At 63.2% G+C, this 15,510-nt stretch carries 18 protein-coding genes, 1 tRNA gene and 1 pseudogene; 9 read left to right on the plus strand and 11 right to left on the minus strand.

Annotated elements, in window-relative coordinates:
- Positions 1-24: 24 nt before the first annotated feature.
- A complete protein-coding gene (gene glk, locus ACFPFW_RS16705) occupies positions 25-984 on the minus strand; it encodes a glucokinase (RefSeq protein ID WP_114956316.1) in 960 nt (319 codons plus the stop codon).
- A 105-nt stretch (positions 985-1,089) separates the two neighbouring features.
- On the opposite strand from glk, the gene ACFPFW_RS16710 reads away from it, so the two are divergent.
- Positions 1,090-1,980 (plus strand): diacylglycerol/lipid kinase family protein, encoded by an 891-nt coding sequence (locus ACFPFW_RS16710; protein ID WP_114956315.1) that lies wholly within the window; start codon positions 1,090-1,092, stop codon positions 1,978-1,980.
- Positions 1,981-1,982: 2 nt separating this feature from the next.
- Here the strand turns inward: ACFPFW_RS16710 and ACFPFW_RS16715 are convergent, their stop codons facing one another.
- From ACFPFW_RS16715 to ACFPFW_RS16725, 3 genes are read right to left on the minus strand one after another with little or no spacing between them, the layout of a single operon-like run.
- Positions 1,983-3,665: a sensor histidine kinase gene (locus ACFPFW_RS16715; protein ID WP_114956314.1), complete on the minus strand. Its 1,683-nt coding sequence runs from the start codon at positions 3,663-3,665 to the stop codon at positions 1,983-1,985.
- 25 nt (positions 3,666-3,690) lie between these two features.
- Complete coding sequence (locus tag ACFPFW_RS16720; protein WP_114956313.1) at positions 3,691-4,248, minus strand: sigma-70 family RNA polymerase sigma factor; 558 nt, start codon at positions 4,246-4,248, stop codon at positions 3,691-3,693.
- Entirely contained in the window at positions 4,248-4,436 is a 189-nt protein-coding gene (locus ACFPFW_RS16725) for a NepR family anti-sigma factor (RefSeq protein WP_379771639.1), read from the minus strand. Before ACFPFW_RS16725 ends, ACFPFW_RS16720 begins: the two co-directional genes overlap by 1 nt.
- A 223-nt stretch (positions 4,437-4,659) precedes the next feature.
- On the opposite strand from ACFPFW_RS16725, the gene ACFPFW_RS16730 reads away from it, so the two are divergent.
- Positions 4,660-5,463, plus strand: a complete 804-nt coding sequence (locus ACFPFW_RS16730) for a response regulator (protein WP_114956312.1) — start codon at positions 4,660-4,662, stop codon at positions 5,461-5,463.
- A 64-nt stretch (positions 5,464-5,527) separates the two neighbouring features.
- Here the strand turns inward: ACFPFW_RS16730 and ACFPFW_RS16735 are convergent, their stop codons facing one another.
- Positions 5,528-6,337 carry a PRC-barrel domain-containing protein gene (locus tag ACFPFW_RS16735; protein ID WP_162799619.1) on the minus strand — a complete coding sequence of 270 codons (810 nt, stop codon included), beginning with the start codon at positions 6,335-6,337 and terminating at the stop codon, positions 5,528-5,530.
- 206 nt (positions 6,338-6,543) lie between these two features.
- On the opposite strand from ACFPFW_RS16735, the gene ACFPFW_RS16740 reads away from it, so the two are divergent.
- A complete protein-coding gene (locus ACFPFW_RS16740; RefSeq protein WP_114956310.1) occupies positions 6,544-7,479 on the plus strand; it encodes an AEC family transporter in 936 nt (311 codons plus the stop codon).
- Here the strand turns inward: ACFPFW_RS16740 and gluQRS are convergent.
- The gene (gene gluQRS / locus ACFPFW_RS16745) at positions 7,476-8,315 is read right to left on the minus strand and encodes a tRNA glutamyl-Q(34) synthetase GluQRS (protein WP_114956309.1); all 840 of its coding nucleotides are present in this window, start codon (positions 8,313-8,315) and stop codon (positions 7,476-7,478) included. The genes ACFPFW_RS16740 and gluQRS overlap by 4 nt on opposite strands.
- Positions 8,316-8,365: 50 nt before the next feature.
- Here gluQRS and ACFPFW_RS16750 point away from each other — a divergent pair, with 50 nt between their 5' ends.
- The 4 genes from ACFPFW_RS16750 (at position 8,366) to ACFPFW_RS16765 (ending at position 10,830) form a co-directional block, all read left to right on the plus strand.
- Entirely contained in the window at positions 8,366-9,022 is a 657-nt protein-coding gene (locus tag ACFPFW_RS16750) for a DNA-3-methyladenine glycosylase family protein (protein WP_379771641.1), read from the plus strand.
- Between the two features lie 9 nt (positions 9,023-9,031).
- On the plus strand, positions 9,032-9,532 hold the full coding sequence (locus ACFPFW_RS16755; RefSeq protein WP_114956308.1) for a CreA family protein: 501 nt from the start codon (positions 9,032-9,034) through the stop codon (positions 9,530-9,532).
- Positions 9,533-9,534: 2 nt separating this feature from the next.
- Positions 9,535-10,179: an alpha/beta hydrolase gene (locus ACFPFW_RS16760; RefSeq protein WP_114956307.1), complete on the plus strand. Its 645-nt coding sequence runs from the start codon at positions 9,535-9,537 to the stop codon at positions 10,177-10,179.
- A 93-nt stretch (positions 10,180-10,272) separates the two neighbouring features.
- Positions 10,273-10,830, plus strand: a complete 558-nt coding sequence (locus ACFPFW_RS16765; RefSeq protein ID WP_114956306.1) for an HNH endonuclease — start codon at positions 10,273-10,275, stop codon at positions 10,828-10,830.
- A 153-nt stretch (positions 10,831-10,983) separates the two neighbouring features.
- On the opposite strand, the gene ACFPFW_RS16770 is transcribed toward ACFPFW_RS16765, so the two are convergent.
- Both ACFPFW_RS16770 and ACFPFW_RS16775 read right to left on the minus strand, forming a co-directional pair.
- Positions 10,984-11,469 (minus strand): disulfide bond formation protein B, encoded by a 486-nt coding sequence (locus ACFPFW_RS16770; protein ID WP_114956305.1) that lies wholly within the window; start codon positions 11,467-11,469, stop codon positions 10,984-10,986.
- Entirely contained in the window at positions 11,469-12,050 is a 582-nt protein-coding gene (locus tag ACFPFW_RS16775) for a YqaA family protein (RefSeq protein WP_114956304.1), read from the minus strand. Before ACFPFW_RS16775 ends, ACFPFW_RS16770 begins: the two co-directional genes overlap by 1 nt.
- A gap of 146 nt (positions 12,051-12,196) precedes the next feature.
- On the opposite strand from ACFPFW_RS16775, the gene ACFPFW_RS16780 reads away from it, so the two are divergent.
- Positions 12,197-12,283: transfer RNA gene (locus tag ACFPFW_RS16780), tRNA-Leu, on the plus strand.
- 9 nt (positions 12,284-12,292) lie between these two features.
- Here the strand turns inward: ACFPFW_RS16780 and tehA are convergent.
- From tehA to ACFPFW_RS16795, 3 genes are all read right to left on the minus strand, one after another.
- Complete coding sequence (gene tehA / locus ACFPFW_RS16785; protein ID WP_114956303.1) at positions 12,293-13,288, minus strand: dicarboxylate transporter/tellurite-resistance protein TehA; 996 nt, start codon at positions 13,286-13,288, stop codon at positions 12,293-12,295.
- Positions 13,289-13,361: 73 nt separating this feature from the next.
- Positions 13,362-13,979 carry a pyridoxamine 5'-phosphate oxidase family protein gene (locus ACFPFW_RS16790; protein ID WP_114956302.1) on the minus strand — a complete coding sequence of 206 codons (618 nt, stop codon included), beginning with the start codon at positions 13,977-13,979 and terminating at the stop codon, positions 13,362-13,364.
- Between the two features lie 2 nt (positions 13,980-13,981).
- Entirely contained in the window at positions 13,982-14,446 is a 465-nt protein-coding gene (locus tag ACFPFW_RS16795) for a nuclear transport factor 2 family protein (protein WP_114956301.1), read from the minus strand.
- A gap of 107 nt (positions 14,447-14,553) precedes the next feature.
- On the opposite strand from ACFPFW_RS16795, the pseudogene ACFPFW_RS16800 reads away from it, so the two are divergent.
- Positions 14,554-15,461 (plus strand): annotated as a pseudogene (locus tag ACFPFW_RS16800) (LysR family transcriptional regulator).
- The last annotated feature ends 49 nt before the right edge of the window (positions 15,462-15,510 follow it).

Below are 15,510 nucleotides of genomic sequence, written 5' to 3' on the forward strand. Positions count from 1 at the left end.
GGGGGTTTGCCACCCCGGGATTCTCTAAGCCTTTTCGGCGGCGATCGCGGCGCATCCGGTCAGCGCGGGCTGCGGTGAGGTGATCAGCTTCGTCGAGATGTTCGATACGAGCTTCTGATGCGGCGCCTTGTTGGAGAAGGCGTCTCGAAATTTCACAACATCCATCAGGTCGGCGTTCTTCTGTGCCACGCCTCCATAAATGTAGACGCCACCCTGTGCGAGGAAGGAGAGCGCCATATCGCCGGCGAAACGGGCAAGTGCGGTGAAGAAGATGTCGACCGCCTCCTTTGCCGTGACGTCGCCCTCGCGGGCGGCGATCGAGACATCCTGACCCTTGCGGGTTTCGGTCGGGACGCCGTCGATCAGCGAGATCGCCTGATCGAGCCGCGCGAGGCCTGGCCCAGAAAGCACAGATTCCGCGGAGACGCGTCCGAAATCCGCACGCACGGCGGCGAAGATCGCCTCTTCTCGCGCTGTGGTGGCTGCAAGCTCGACATGGCCCGCTTCGCTAGGAACGATGACCCAGCGCCCGTTGTCGTAGAGCAGCGCAGCAACGCCGAGTCCGGTTCCGGGGCCGAGCACGACCTTGGTGGCGTCGGATCGCGCCTCGCCTTCGCCGAGGGGCTCGAGTTCGTCGGCCCGCAGATGGGGTAGGGCCCATGCGATTCCGGCGAAGTCGTTGACGACCTCGACGCGCGACATCCCGAGATCACGCGCCAACTCCTCGGGCTTGAACGACCAGCCCCGTCGATTGGTGAGATGGACCGTGCCGTCCTTGATCGGACCGGCGATCGCGAGAACCGCGCGGTTCGGCTTGACGCCGACATGTTCGAGATAGCCCGGGATCGCCTCGCCGAGGCCGTTGAAATTGTCGTTGTCGAGCGTCGACACCGCTTCGGGCGTCATACTGCCCGCCCGGACAATCCCGAAGCGGCTGTTGGTGCCGCCGATATCTGCCACCAGAACGAAGTCGGAATTGCTCATGAAAATTGTCTCGCGCGGAAAGATCACAGCGACGTTACATTTGAGTCGGCCAAATCAGTAAGTCGTGCGTTATGCCGAAGGTTCCTGTTCACAGAAGGCCTTTTAATGAGTGTGCTGATCCTGCTGAATTCGCGCGCGGGCGCACTTTATTCGGGCGGCATTACCGATCCGGCCGGTATCGTCGAAAGGGCTTTTGCGACCGCTGGCCAAGATGCTGAGGTCGCGCTGATCGAACCCAAAGAACTCGATCAGGAACTCGAACGAGCGCGCGAGTCGAGGCACGAGACCGTGATCGTTGGCGGCGGTGACGGCACGTTCTCCAATGCTCTGGGCAAGCTCGCGGACAGCGGCAAGACCTTGGGCCTTCTGCCTCTCGGTACGATGAACCTGCTCGGTCGCGATCTCGGCTTTCCCGCAGACGATCTTGAGATCATGGCGGAGGCCCTGGCTCATGGCGAAGTCCGCAAGATCGATCTCGCCACGATCAACGGCCGGCCTTTCCACACGCTTGCTGGTATCGGCTATTTCAGCAGGGTGGCGCGCAACCGTGAACGGACGCGGCTGAGCATCCCGCTCGGCCGCCTGATCAGCGTGATGCTCTCTGTCTGGAGATCGGTGACGCAGACGGGCCGCATCTCGATGGACATCACGTTAGACGGCAAGGAGATGCAAGCGCACGCCTACGCCGCGCTCGTAACATCGAACCGGATCGGCAATGACTGGAGACGCCCGCATCTCGATGAAGGCCTGCTGGAGCTGCACCTGATGCGGCAGACCCATCTTGCCGGACGGGCAAAGGCGGGACTCGAACTCATTTCGGGCCGGTGGCGAGAAGGCGACTCGATCGAGTCGATCGTCGCGAAGGAGATCGACATCAGGATGTCGCGCCCCCGGGTCTGGCTTGCCGTCGACGGCGAGCTCTGGCGAGAGCCCACGCCGCTGCACTTCCGGATCGAGAAGGCGAAGATATCGATGTTGACGCCAAGGAGCGCCTAAAGTCAGGCGCCGAGCTCGACTCGGCCTGGATGGTCCTGGCTCGCGGCCTCGATGGCGAACGCGATGCAAACGGTGTCGTCGTTCGGCGTGTCAAAATCAGCGGAAAGCTGCGCCTTGTACGCCTTGGTCAGGCGTGCCGCGAGGCCCATGACCGGAACGGCTTCTGCGAGGTTGGGGCTGATCATCTCCAGCTTCACGCGGCCCGGCCCGGTGTGAAGAATGCGGACGTCGATCGGTCCCGTGGCCGCGTCGGCGCGGTCGAGCGCCGAACTGATGATCTCGGAAAACAGAAGGCCGAGTGGGACCGCGCGGTCGAGATCGAGTCGGACCAGTTCGCCTTCCGCGGTGAGTTGGATCACCGGTGCGCCGAGGCCGAAGCTCTGGCGGAGCTGGCCGGCGATGTCGCGAAGAAGCTCGGCCATACCGACGCGTCCGATTTCGCCCGTCGCGTAGGATGCCTTATAGGCCGACGCCATCGCCAGGACACGATCTTCCGGAACCCGGAGCAGCGTGCGGAGCCTCGTGGGCAGTTCGCGCCGCTGCATGGCGAGCAGGCTCGCGATCATCTGGAAATTGTTCTTCACCCTGTGATGAAGTTCTTTCAGCAGCGCGTTTTTCCCCGACAACGCCACTTCGAGCGCATGCGAGCGTTCTTGGATGCGCTCGGCCATCGTGTTGAAACTCGCGCCGAGGTCGGCGAGTTCAGACGGCGCGCGGTCGAGATGTTCGAGGCGCGGTGCATAATTGCCGATCGTATAGGCGGCGCTGACCGCACGAAGCCTCGTGATCCAGCGCAGGACGAGGCGCTCGACGCCGGAATAGATCGCGAGGATGCCGAAAATCAGCATCAGCAGGGGTGCCCCGACGGCGGTCACGAAACGCGGCCAGTCCGTTTCGTCGAGCGTCGCGAGCGGGGTCGCCAGAACGACGGTTGAGAGCGTTCCGCGCACCGGTGCCACGGCATAGTGAAATTTCATGCCCTCGGCATTTGCAAAAATGAGGCTTTCCGGGGGGTCATTCTGATTACCTACGGGAAGTGGGATCGTTGGCTTCCAGTCGAGACTGCCACGGGTGAACTCGGAAACGATCTGCCCGCCGCTTCGGATCAAGGCAAGCGTAGCCTCATGCACCTCGCCTTGCGGACTGAATATCGCGTCGAAGGCATGGCGGCGGAGCAGCAAGCCCACCGCGCGCCGCGAACCGTCGGAGACCTGGAACGGCCGCGATATGAGGACCACCTTATCGCTGGGCTGGATCTGTTCAGGCAGGAAGACGGTGTCGCCCGTAACGCCGGTACTGGCGATGGCGCGGGTCAGCGACGTGCGGATCGAGGATGTGATATCGGCATCGCCGGCGGAGCAAATGGTCTGCCCGGTGGCGTCCGAAACGATGATGCCGTCATAGTCCGGGCGCATCGACAGCGCCGCTCCAAGCAGCGTCGAGCAGTTGGGACCGGCGCTTGCAACCTCGACATTGGTCGCCAGCGTATCGGCCACCCCTTCCGCGATGCCGAGCGTCAGTCCCGCTCGCGTGGCGATCAGTTCCGCTCTCTGGACGACTGAATGAACGCGAGCTTCGGTGGTGGCGCCGTGGCTCCTCCAGGCCGCTCCGACGGCGAGGGCGGCCGCGGGCAGGTTCGCCAGGATAAGCAGGATTGCGAGGCGGCTTCTGAGACTGCGGGTCACAGGTCCTCTCGTCTGGTCCTGCCCCTCAACTGCCGGAGCCGGCGGTGGTGATCATCGCGGCCTGAAGCGTGGGTTCGGGGCCGAATTCGCCTGTCCCTTGAACGGAAAGTGCACGGGTAAGTGCGCTGCGTGCGCGATTGACGCGGCTCTTGATCGTGCCAACCGCAACGCCACAGATACTCGCAGCTTCCTCATAAGAGAAACCCGAGGCGCCGACCAGGATCAAGGCCTCGCGTTGATCCGGGGGGAGATTTGCAAGCGCTTCCCGGAAATCCTGAAGATCCATGTGGCCGATCTGCGATGGGTGGACGACCAGACGTCCAGAGAAGACGCCGTCGACGTCCTGCACCTCGCGGCGGCGCTTGCGATGCTCGGAATAATAAACGTTGCGCAGGATGGTGAAGAGCCAGGCACGCATGTTCGTGCCCTCGGTGAAACTGCCAAGGCTCGACCAGGCTTTGACCAGCGCTTCCTGAACAAGATCGTCCGCCTTGTCCATTTGGCCGCACAGCGAAACTGCGAAAGCGCGGAGACTTGGAATCTGCGCTAGAAGTTCGTCACGAACCGACGGGCTGCCGCTCATCAAGCGCCGCCTTTCGAGCCGGACTGGCCGCTCTCCTTTGCTTCGAGAGCCTTCAGCAGATCGATGAAACGGTCCGGAACGCTCTGATCGAGAATGTCTTCGTAAGCGGCTTTGAGGTGGCGACCGATATGGGCCTGGAGCTCGGAGTCGAGCTCCGCACCCGGCTTTGGCTCCTGAATGTTCTGCACATTCCCCTCGACTTTCGCTTTATTGCCGCTTCCTGCCCCCGGCCGATGCTGCATAACTACCAACCCTTTCGCGCCGTGATCCCAGCACGAGCGCGTAAAAACATCATGTGAGAACGCGAGTTTACGAAAGTAGTTCCGAACTGAGTGAAACTTTTTGGCTCGCCGGAACGTTCTGGGGGGTGATACCGTCGCGGTCACGCGGCGAATAGGGGGTTTTGTACGTATGCAGATCACACCCATCGTAGCGGCTCAGTTGCCGTTTCTGCGCCGTTACGCGCGCGCCCTCACGGGCAGTCAGCACAGCGGCGATACTTATGTGACGGCCGCTTTGGAAACCTTGGTTCAAGACCCGTCGCTGTTCCCTCGCGATATCGAACCCCGCATCGCGCTTTACCAGGTCTTCTCCCTCATCTGGTCGTCGATCCGGGTCAATCTCGAGGACGAGAGCTCCGGCGGGCATCTTGCGACCGCCAACCGCACACTCGAGGCTCTCGCGCCGTTGTCGCGTCAGGTCTTCCTGCTCGTCTCCGTCGAAGGTTTCTCCGTCGAGGATACCGCGCGCATTCTCGGTATCTCCGAGACGGAAGTCACGCTCGCGATCGATGAAGCCGGGCGCGAACTGGCCGATCTGGTTGCGACCGACGTCCTCATCATCGAGGACGAGCCGATTATCGCGATGGATCTGGAAGCTCTGGTCGAAAGCCTCGGTCATCGGGTTTGCGGCGTTGCCCGCACGCAGACCGAAGCTGTCGCGCTTGCCAACAAGACGAAACCCGGTCTCGTCCTGGCAGATATCCAGCTCGCCGACGGCTCGTCCGGTCTCGATGCCGTCAACGACATCCTCACGCTCTTCGACGTGCCGGTGATCTTCATCACCGCCTACCCGGAGCGTCTGTTGACCGGCGAGCGCCCTGAGCCGGTGTTCCTGATCTCCAAGCCTTTCCAGACTCAGACGGTGAAGGCGATCGTCAGCCAGGCGCTGTTCTTCGGGACCCGTGCCAGAAAGCGGGCTCGCGCTACCGCCTGATCCGTTGTTCTTCAGACCAAAAAAGCCGGGCTTTCGCCCGGCTTTTTCATTTTTGTTCTGCCTGTTACTTCGCCGCGGTGGGTGCCGCCGCATCCGGGGCCTTGAGGTTGAGGCCGCCGGCCGCCGATTTCAGGCCGATCTGCGGATCGCCTGGCGAGCCGCCAAGATCGAGGTCGGCGAATGCCACTTCGGCGACTTCGGAGCTCGTGGCGCCCTTGTCGATGAGGACCTTCGAGATCTTGTTGCCCTCGAAGCGGAGATCCTGAATCTCGGCCGCGCTGTCGGTGTTCGTCAGATTGGCGCCCACGATTGAGCTTGCTGGCCATGCGTCAGACGCAGCTGCGGCGGACGGCGCCGGAGCGGGCGTGGCCGGTTCAGCCGGCGCCGACGTGCTCGCGGCGCCCGTGGTGGACGCGCGGCCTGTCTCGGTTGCCGACGGATATTCGTATTCCGGCAGGCCTTCCAGCGAGGCCGTCGAAAGCTGGGTGATCTTCACCTTGCCGTCATCGAGTGCCGGAAGCTCCGACACGTCGTAGAGACGATAGGTCTGGCCGATGCCGACAATGCCGCCATGGGCGATCACGAGCTGACGCGCGGTGCCATCCGGGCTCAGGAGCACGTCGGCCAGGCTGCCGATCGATGCATCGTTCTCGCCGAGGACATCGGCGCCCTGCATCGAGGTGAAGAGGTTCGGATCCTCCTGGGTCTGGGCGTCCGCGGCCACGCCGGCGGGGGAGTTGTCGGCTGGAGCGGCGGGACTCGTGACCGCCGGGGGAGTGCTGGTGTCGGCGGGGGCCGGGGACTGAGCCTGGGCTACAGCAGCGGTGGCCAGCGCCGAGAGCGCGGCACTCGTCAGAAGAAGTCGCTTCAACATGCATTGCCTCCGTTGATAGGGGTGATGCGCGGGCGGCTGCGCGCCGATTTCACGCCTCGTTCCACCAACGCCCATTCCCCCGGAAGGTTCGCTACGAAATCCGTATTTCGCCTGATACAGCGGGCATGTTCACCGTCTGTCCGGCAAATTTTGAAATTCACTTGGTTGACCCGCAACGGGCGCCCGCTTTATGCCCGGAACGCTTCATGTCCGACATCATCGCCATCGTCCTGCCGATTTTCGCTCTGATCGGGCTTGGCTTTCTCGCGGCCAAGATAGGCCTGATGTCCGAACGTGCTGGCGACGGTCTCGCGGACTACGTCTTCGCCCTTGCGGTGCCCGCCCTCATTTTCCGCATGTTGTCAGAAAGCACCGCGCCGCTGAATTCGAGCCCTTGGGGGTATTGGGTCACCTATTTCGCGGCGGCCGCGGTCGTATGGGCGGGCGCAATGCTCATTTCCAGCCGTGTGCTTCATCGTGAACAGCGCGAAGGCGTGATCCACGGCTTCTGCTCGGCCCAGTCCAACACGGTGTTTCTCGGTATCCCACTGATCCTGCGCGCCTATGGTGATGCCGGCGCGGTGCCGCTGTTTCTGCTCCTTGCCATCCATCTGCCGATCATGATGGGCGTCGCGGCGATCCTGATCGAGGCGGCCGACCCTGAACGCAGCGGCGGCGGGCTAAGGCGCTTTTTCAAGACGCTTCTCACCCACCCGATCCTGCTTGCTCTCGCGGCCGGCGTCGCGGCGCAGCTGACGGGTGTGAAGGCCCCAGCCTCGATCAAGCCAATCCTCGACGCTCTTGCGACGTCGGCTTCTCCTGTGGCCCTCGTCTCGATGGGCATTGCGCTGGCCCGCTACGGTTTCCGCTCCGATCCGGAAGCGGCGTCGATCTCAGCCTTCCTCAAACTGATGGTCCACCCGGCTCTGGTGTTCGTCATCGGCACCTGGGTATTCGCGCTGGAGCCGGTTTTTACTGGGGTCGCCGTACTGTTCGCGGCCCTGCCCTCGGGCATCAACGGCTACATGATTGCCTCTCGCTACAAGATCGCCGAAGGCTTTGCCTCAAATGCTATCGCATTCTCGACAGCGTTTTCGGTGTTCACGGTCGCGATCTGGCTCTGGGTGCTCGGCGTCGGCTAGAGGCCGACGAGGCGTCGGATGTCGGCGACCCTGGCGGCGTCCGACCGGAGCACATGGAGGGCTTCGGAGCCGGCACTCTTCGACAGTTTCCTGCCGTCGGCGCCCAGGATCAGGCGATGATGGTGATATATCGGCTCCGGCAGGCGGAGGAGGGTCTGCAGGACGCGATGAACCGCAGTGGCGGCGTACAGATCCTGCCCCCTTACGACATGAGTCACGCCCTGCAGTGCGTCGTCGAGGGTGACCGAGAGATGGTAGCTAGTCGGCGTGTCGCGGCGAGCCAGCACGACATCTCCCCAGGCGGCGGGGTCGGCCATTATGGTCTCCGTCGATCCGTCAGCGCGGATCTCGGTCCAGGCGAGAGGTCCTGTTTCCTCGATCGCTTTCGTCATATTTAGGCGCCATGCGGGCTCGCGATCGACAAACATGGCGCCGGGCGGCGGCCGGCAGGTGCCGGGATAGATCGGCGTGCCATCGGGGTCGTTGGGCCATCCAGACTTCCCGTCAATCGCCGCTCGTATCTCCCCACGCGTGCAGGTACACGGATAGACCAGCCCTCGCGCCTTCAGCGTTTCCAGCGCCTCGACGTATTCGCGGAAATGCTCGGACTGACGGCGAACGGGCCGTTCCCAGCGCAAGCCAAGCCACGAAAGATCATCGAGGATCGAGGCTTCGAATTCGGGGCGGGAGCGCTCGGTGTCGATATCCTCTATACGCAGCAGAAATCGGCCTCCCATCTCCTCGGCCATGTCGCGGTTGAGCAGCGCCGACAGTGCGTGACCGAGATGGAGCGGGCCGTTCGGGCTTGGCGCGAAGCGAAAGACAGGCTGGGTCATGCCGGCGTTATCGGGTTGCGCTGGAGCGGGATCGATCGCATCTGACGCCTGTGCTTACCGCTCTCTCCCGTACAATCGCAAACGAAGACGATCTTGCCGCCCATATCGGGGCACTCGTTCGCGTCGACTCCCACATGGGGAAGGTCGCCGACGCAGCCGGCCATGTGCCTCTTCGCTGGATGGAGCACGGCTTCGCCGGCCTGGTCTGGGTCATCATGGGCCAGCAGATCTCGACCTCGGCCGCACGGGCGATCCACGACCGACTGGAGACGGCGCTCGGCACGATTACTCCAGAGACAGTGCTTGCCGCGAGCGACGAGGCGCTTCGGGTGGCTGGCCTTTCGATCCAGAAGATCAGGACGATTCGCGCATCGGCGCAGTACGTACAGGACGGCTTCGACCTGACCTCGCTCGTCGACATGGACGCCGAGGATGCCGTTACCGCGTTGACCGCGATCAAGGGCGTGGGGCGCTGGACGGCCGAGGTCTATCTGCTGTTCGCGCTCGGTCATACGGACATCTTCCCGGCGGGTGATCTTGCACTCCAGGAAGCGGCCAGAGTCGCGCTCGAACTGGATGAACGGCCGAAGGAAAAGGCCGTTCTCGCGCTGGCGGAGGCGTGGCGGCCGCATCGTTCGGCGGCGGCGCGGCTGCTTTGGGCCTATTATCGTGTTCTGAAGGGCGGCCGCGATGGCGCGCCCGTGTAGGGGATCTGAATGAAACTTCTGCTTCTCGCGGTTTGTCTGGCTCTGTTCGCGCTTCCCGCCGCGGCGCAGGACGATCCCGATCTCATCTTCAAGAAAAGCACCGTTTGGCGCTTCCTGTCGCCCGACGCGAAGCTGGCCGTCTACGCGATCGACGACCCGCTTGTCGACGGCGTGACCTGCCATTTCACCCTGCCGGAGATCGGCGGCTGGAAGGGGTGGGCGGGTCTCGCCGAAGAAGCGTCGGATGTCTCGATCGCTTGCCGTCAGTACGGACCGATCAAGATCAAGGGCAAGTTCGAGCAGGGCGCCGAAGCCTTCCGCGAGCGCCGCTCTTTCTTCTTCAAGAAGGTGCAGATCGTGCGCGGCTGTGACGCAAAGCGGAATGTGTTGGTCTACCTTGCCTATACGGACAAATTGATCGAAGGCTCGCCGAAGAACTCGACATCGAGCGTTCCGATCATGCCGTGGGGTGCCGAGCAGGGGCCTCGCTGCGCCGACTATCTGGAGTAGACATGGCCCTCGACGGACCCCGATTGCCCGCGCAGAGCGGCACGACCAAGTCGCTTGTCATCTTCCTTCATGGCTACGGGGCGAACGGCGACGACCTGATTGCGATCGGTAACGAATGGGCGAGCGTGCTTCCGGATACAGCATTCGTCTCGCCGCATGCGCAGGACGAGATGCCGCTCCATCCGGGTGGACGCGAATGGTTTGACCTCAGCGTCCGCAGCGACGAGAACCGCTGGCAGGGCGTCAATACGGCCGGTCCCGGCCTCGACGCCTTCATCACCTCGGAAATGGAGAGGCACGGCCTCCCAGCCAGCAAGGTCGGATTGGTCGGTTTCAGCCAGGGCACGATGATGTCGCTTCACGTCGGTCTGCGGCGCGCCGAATCACTCGCAGGCATCGTCGGATATTCCGGAACGATCGCCGGCGGCGAGCATCTGAAAGCCGAGATCAAAACCAAACCACCGGTCTTTCTGGCCCATGGCACGGCCGATCAGGTGATCCCCGTCGATGCGCTGGTCCACACCGTGGAAGTGCTTGCGGAATCAGGTGTTCCTCGCTCCTGGCACGTCGCGCACGGCATGGCCCATGGCATCGACCGCACGGGGCTGGCGAAGGGCGCGCAGTTCCTGAAGCAATGCTTTGGTTGAGTGCGTCCGTTAGGACCTTCACAAGCGTGACACAGAACCGTTAGACTGTCCGCACGCGTCGGATAAGGGCCGACGTCGTAAGCGGAGTTTGGCGTGACGGTTCACGTGTCTCCCGATTCCTGTCCCGCGCTTGTGCTGAACGCGGATTACCGGCCCTTGTCCTATTACCCGCTGTCGTTGTGGTCATGGCAGGATGCCATCAAGGCCATCTTCCTCGATCGGGTGAACGTTCTTTCTTCCTACGATCGCGTAGTCTCGAGCCCGAGCTTCGACATGCCGCTGCCGTCGGTCGTCTGCCTCAAGAGCTATATCAAGCCGTCGCGCAATCCGGCTTTCACCCGGTTCAACGTCTTCCTGCGCGACCGTTTCACCTGCCAATATTGTGGTTCGCGCGACGACCTGACCTTCGACCATCTGATCCCGCGCTCGCGGGGCGGCCAGACGACGTGGGAAAACGTCATCACCGCCTGTTCGCCCTGCAATCTCAGGAAGGGCGGACTCTTGCTGCAGTATTGCGGCCTGCACCTGAACCGGGCACCGTTCGCGCCGACGGTTCACGACCTGCACCAGAACGGCCGCCTGTTCCCGCCGAATTACCTGCACGACAGCTGGCTCGACTATCTCTACTGGGATACCGAACTGGAGCCTTGATCCTGTATCCCGGCCAACCGCGCGAAGCGCGTGCAGATCCGGGACCCAGCGTTTACTCGCGAAGCTCTTCAGCTATTGAGCGCCTGCGGCGCGCTTGTGCGCTGGACCCCGGATCACGCGATGCAGCTTCGCTGCACGCGGTCCGGGGAACGCCTAGCGGCGCTTTAATCCAACGAACGCGATCCCAGCCAGCACCGCGCTCACGACGACATTCCATCCCGCGAATGACAGGCCGAGAAACCGCCACGAAGCCGCGTCGCACGGCACGATCCGCGTCGCCTTGAGATCGTCAAGAAGATTGCCGCTTGCCGGCCCCGCCGCGCCGGGGCTGCATGTCGCCGGGCCGGGCCAGAACTTCCACTCGATGCCAGAGTGATAGACGCCAATGCCGGCGTTGACGACGAACAGGAGCGCCAGGACGGCGACGCCAGCCTTCAGGGCCGAAGGCGGCAGACTCTTGCCGGTGACCGCCAGGATCAGCGCAAGCGGGATGCCGATATAGTACGGCCAGCGCTGCCAGAGGCAGAGCGCGCAGGGCACATAGCCGTAGCCGTATTGGAACACATAGGCAGTTCCGAGGGCGGCCACGCCGCCGAGCGCGACAAGCGCGGCGGACCTCTGGGTGGTCAGATCGAGCATCAGACCACGTATTTGATGACGACGAAGCCGAGCACAAGGACGACCAGGAAGACGAGCGTGACGAGTTCGAGCCGCTTCTCGATGAAGTTGCGGATCGGCTCGCCATAGACGCGCAGGAGGCCTGCGATCAGGAAGAAGCGGGCGCCGCGCGTGATCACCGACAGGATGACGAACCATAGGAAATCGTAGCCGGCGAAACCGGAGGCGATCGTCACCAGCTTGTAGGGGATCGGCGTCAGGCCCTTGATCAGGATGATCCAGGCGCCCCATTCGGCATAGGCGTGTCGGAACGTGTCGAGCTTGTCCTGATAGCCGTAGAACTGGATCAGCCATTGCCCGACCGAGTCGAACAGCAGCGCGCCGATCGCATAGCCGACCATTCCGCCGAGCACGGATGTGATCGTGCACCACAGCGCGATGGTCCAGGCCTTGTCGCGATTGGCCAGCACGACCGGGACCAGGATGACGTCCGGCGGGATCGGGAAGAACGAACTCTCCGCGAAGGAGATGGCGCCGAGGGCGGGAATGGCTCGGCGGCCGGCCGCCAGCCTCATCGTCCAGTCGTAAAGCGGGCGAAGCATCAGACCCCCAGCGAAGTGCGCTCTCGTGTAGATGCTTGGCAGCCTAGCGTCCATCGGTGCGGATACCGATGCGACGAAAGGGCAAGGAGGCGGGCGGCGGCTCTAGACGCGCGGAGGGTGAATATGGCAATTGGCCATCCACCGCTGCGGGCGTGGCGGAATTGGTAGACGCAGGGGACTCAAAATCCCCCGTCCTCACGGATATGTCGGTTCGAGTCCGACCGCCCGCACCACTATGCCTATCAAGTGGCTTTCGATGGCTCGGTCGCCACGGCCGGATAGGCAACGGTTTTTGCGAACAGCCTCCCACGCGCCGCCAGTATCACAGTGCCGACCGCCACCAGACCGACGACAACGTTGGCCGCGACGAAAACCACGGGCGCGATAGCCTCGATCGCGCCGCTGTCTCCTCTGTCGAGCAATCGCAACGGCGCGGTCGCGAGAGCGGTGATTCCGAAGGTAAAGGCCCAGAACGACGGCGCGAACCCGCCCTCGCGGATCCACGGCATCAGTCGGAGCAGGACCAGCGATTGAAGCAGGCCGTAGCCGATAAGGGCATGGGCCAGCGCATCGGGTGCCCCCTGCGTCGCGCTGAGATAGGCGACGGCTCCGACCGGAGCTGGCGCGAGTTGAATTCCGAGGGTCGGCCGAAGGGCCGCCGCCATTTCCGGTGCCGTCAGCATGCGGTTGAGAAGTACCGATTCGATCGCCAGCCAGGAAAACAGGCCCGCGCCAAAGAACAGCTGGCCCCAGTCTGGATGGCCCAGCGCGGAGACGACCGTCGCGGTCACGAAACTGCCGGCGACAGTCGGGAGATAAAGGACCGCGGTCGTCGTGGTGTGGTCACGCTCTCCGTGCCAAAGGCCGCCCGTGCGCCAGACGGCGAAAGCGAGCGCAAAGATGGAGCCCAGCGCGAAAAGCGCGACTGCCAACCCGAATGAGTAGGGGAGTATGCATCCGCCCGCGAGCATGGTCGCGACGCCGATTAGGCCAACGAAGCAGCACTGCACCGGATGCGCGATTTCGGCCAGCGCCTCGTCACGGGCAACAAGCCACTTGGCGATGTAGAGCGCGATCAGGGCAACCCAGACGGCGATTGCGAGGAAGCAGATCGCTTCACCGATTGAGGCTGGCACGCTCCACACCTTCTGTGCCCAGCGCCAGGCCACGCCCAGCCCCGAAAGACCGAGCACCATACCGAAATACGCCGCTGGAACGACGGGCACCCTGATCGACATCGCAAAGCCTCCAACCCGGCGCAAAACTAAGGCTGGATCGCGGCTTCGGACAACCTATCCTAAGATGTTAACGCTAAGCCGAGATCGCACGCAGCCGCTCGATCTCGGCTTCCAGCTCCTTGATCTTCTCGTCCCGCACAGCGAGCGCCGCCGCGACGTCGGTGGCCTCGAAGCGCTGGGGAATGTGTTGCGGGCAATTGCCGTCCCAGGCGTTCACCGTGAACAGCAGCGCCTGCTCCGGCCTAGCGCGGTAGTTCGCCGGCATCAGATGGGCGACGAGATCGTCGTCGCCCTCCACCACGCGCGCCTCGCCCCAGAGCTTCACCCGACGGCGGTTCGCATAGTCGATCAGGAACAGGAAGGCCTTCGGATTGTCGGCGAGATTGCCCTGCGTGATGTACTGCCGGTTCCCTCTGAAATCGGCGAAGGCGATCGTGTGATCGTCCAGCACGCGGAGGAAGCCGGGCGGCCCCCCGCGATGCTGGATATAGGGCTGGCCGTCGGCGTTCACCGTGCCGAGGAAAACGCTGATCTGGGCGTCGATGAATGCCGCGAGATCAGGGGTGATCTCCGTCTGCCAACCATGGCTCGCTTCCATCGCCGCATAGCCTGTCCGCGAGCCCTTGCGGTCCTGGATGTCCTTCACCGAGGGGGTGAAGGCGACGTCGCTTGGATAGACGTGCGCGGTCATGGTCAGAGTCCGAGTTCGCTCAGCGACGGGTGATCGTCGGGGCGGCGGCCGAGCGGCCAATGGAACTTGCGGTCCTCGTCCTTGATCGGAAGGTCGTTGATCGAGGCATGGCGCTCACGCATCAGGCCTTCCTCGTCGAATTCCCAGTTCTCGTTGCCATAGCTACGGAACCATTGGCCGCTGTCGTCGCGCCATTCATAGGCGAAACGCACGGCAATGCGGTTACCCTGCCAGGCCCAGACTTCCTTGATCAGGCGGTACTCGATTTCCTTCGCCCATTTGCGAGTCAGGAAGGCTTCGATCTGGTCGCGGCCGTTGATGAACTCGGCGCGGTTACGCCAACGGCTGTCGATCGTATAGGCTTGGGCGACGCGGGCGGGATCGCGCGAGTTCCAGGCGTCCTCGGCGGCTCGGGCCTTTTGGGCAGCAGTTTCGGCATTGAACGGGGGCAGTGGTGGGCGGGCCATGATGCTGTCTCGGTGGGTTCAGTCAGGTGGAAGTCAAATAAGACCTTCCGGAAATCGCCGATATCCGGCAGATTGTGAAATCACCCTTCCAAAAATCGAGAGGGAAATTGGACCGACTCGATGCGATGACCGTCCTGCTTGCGGTAGTCGATGAAGGGAGCCTGTCCGCCGGCGCGCCCGCAGGCTCCGCACGCCGCTTGCGACCGTGAGCCGGAAGGTCGCCGAACTCGAAGCCCATCTCGGCACGAAGCTTCTCGTCCGCTCCAGCCGTCGCGTTTCGCTTACCGAAGCCGGGCAATCTTATATCGAGGCGTGCAAGAGAATTCTGGAGCAGGTGTCAGAAGCGGAACGCGCCGCCGCGGGCGAATACACCGAGCCGAAGGGCGAGCTTACGATCACCGCGCCGGTCGTGTTCGGGCGCCTTCATGTCCTGCCGGTGGTCGTCGATTTTCTGAAGATCTACCCGGAGATCAATCTGCGCCTCATCCTGGCCGACCGGGTGATGAACCTCATCGAAACCCATGTCGATCTGGCCGTGCGCATTGGCGACTTACCGGACAGCGGCCTCCTGGCGACCAGGCTTGGCGCGGTTCGCCGGGTCATGTGCGCGGCCCCCTCCCTCCTCGATGTCATAGGCAGGCCGCGAAAGCCGGAAGATCTCGAAGGGCAGGATTGCATCGCAACCGTCGAGGGGGTCGCCTCAGTCCGCGCCTATCGTTTCCGTACACCGAAGGGTGAGATCAGCGTACCGATGCGCTCGCGCCTGAAGGTCAGCGAAATAGAGGCGGCCATCGACGCCTGCGAGGCTGGGCTCGGCCTGATGCGTGTTTTGTCCTATCAGGTCGTAGCCGCTCGGCGAGAGCGCAGGCTTGAACTGGTGCTTGAGGATTTCGAGCCGGAGCCCTGGCCGGTCCATATCGTCTATCTCGGCCAGGGTCTGCTTCCGCTGAAGCTAAGGGCCTTCCTCGATTTCGCCACGCCGAGGCTGCGGGCGTCTCTGTCCGCAGCCGGCTAGGATTTAGTGGGGCGTTCTCTTATATATGATGGCAAACATCTATCGAGGT

This window comes from Flaviflagellibacter deserti (assembly GCF_042652085.1).
Classification (GTDB): Bacteria; Pseudomonadota; Alphaproteobacteria; order Rhizobiales; family Methylopilaceae; genus Flaviflagellibacter; species Flaviflagellibacter deserti.

What these genes read in the sequence shown, in the direction of transcription:
- ACFPFW_RS16775 (WP_114956304.1), bottom strand. Translation starts at nt 12,050, where the DNA reads ATGCTTCGCCCGCTTTACGACTGGACGATGAGGCTGGCGGCCGGCCGC.
- ACFPFW_RS16770 (WP_114956305.1), bottom strand. Translation starts at nt 11,469, where the DNA reads ATGCTCGATCTGACCACCCAGAGGTCCGCCGCGCTTGTCGCGCTCGGC.
- ACFPFW_RS16755 (WP_114956308.1), top strand. Translation starts at nt 9,032, where the DNA reads ATGAAACTTCTGCTTCTCGCGGTTTGTCTGGCTCTGTTCGCGCTTCCC.
- ACFPFW_RS16795 (WP_114956301.1), bottom strand. Translation starts at nt 14,446, where the DNA reads ATGGCCCGCCCACCACTGCCCCCGTTCAATGCCGAAACTGCTGCCCAA.
- ACFPFW_RS16735 (WP_162799619.1), bottom strand. Translation starts at nt 6,337, where the DNA reads ATGTTGAAGCGACTTCTTCTGACGAGTGCCGCGCTCTCGGCGCTGGCC.
- ACFPFW_RS16710 (WP_114956315.1), top strand. Translation starts at nt 1,090, where the DNA reads ATGAGTGTGCTGATCCTGCTGAATTCGCGCGCGGGCGCACTTTATTCG.
- tehA (WP_114956303.1), bottom strand. Translation starts at nt 13,288, where the DNA reads ATGTCGATCAGGGTGCCCGTCGTTCCAGCGGCGTATTTCGGTATGGTG.
- ACFPFW_RS16730 (WP_114956312.1), top strand. Translation starts at nt 4,660, where the DNA reads ATGCAGATCACACCCATCGTAGCGGCTCAGTTGCCGTTTCTGCGCCGT.
- ACFPFW_RS16720 (WP_114956313.1), bottom strand. Translation starts at nt 4,248, where the DNA reads ATGAGCGGCAGCCCGTCGGTTCGTGACGAACTTCTAGCGCAGATTCCA.
- glk (WP_114956316.1), bottom strand. Translation starts at nt 984, where the DNA reads ATGAGCAATTCCGACTTCGTTCTGGTGGCAGATATCGGCGGCACCAAC.
- ACFPFW_RS16760 (WP_114956307.1), top strand. Translation starts at nt 9,535, where the DNA reads ATGGCCCTCGACGGACCCCGATTGCCCGCGCAGAGCGGCACGACCAAG.
- ACFPFW_RS16790 (WP_114956302.1), bottom strand. Translation starts at nt 13,979, where the DNA reads ATGACCGCGCACGTCTATCCAAGCGACGTCGCCTTCACCCCCTCGGTG.
- ACFPFW_RS16740 (WP_114956310.1), top strand. Translation starts at nt 6,544, where the DNA reads ATGTCCGACATCATCGCCATCGTCCTGCCGATTTTCGCTCTGATCGGG.
- gluQRS (WP_114956309.1), bottom strand. Translation starts at nt 8,315, where the DNA reads ATGACCCAGCCTGTCTTTCGCTTCGCGCCAAGCCCGAACGGCCCGCTC.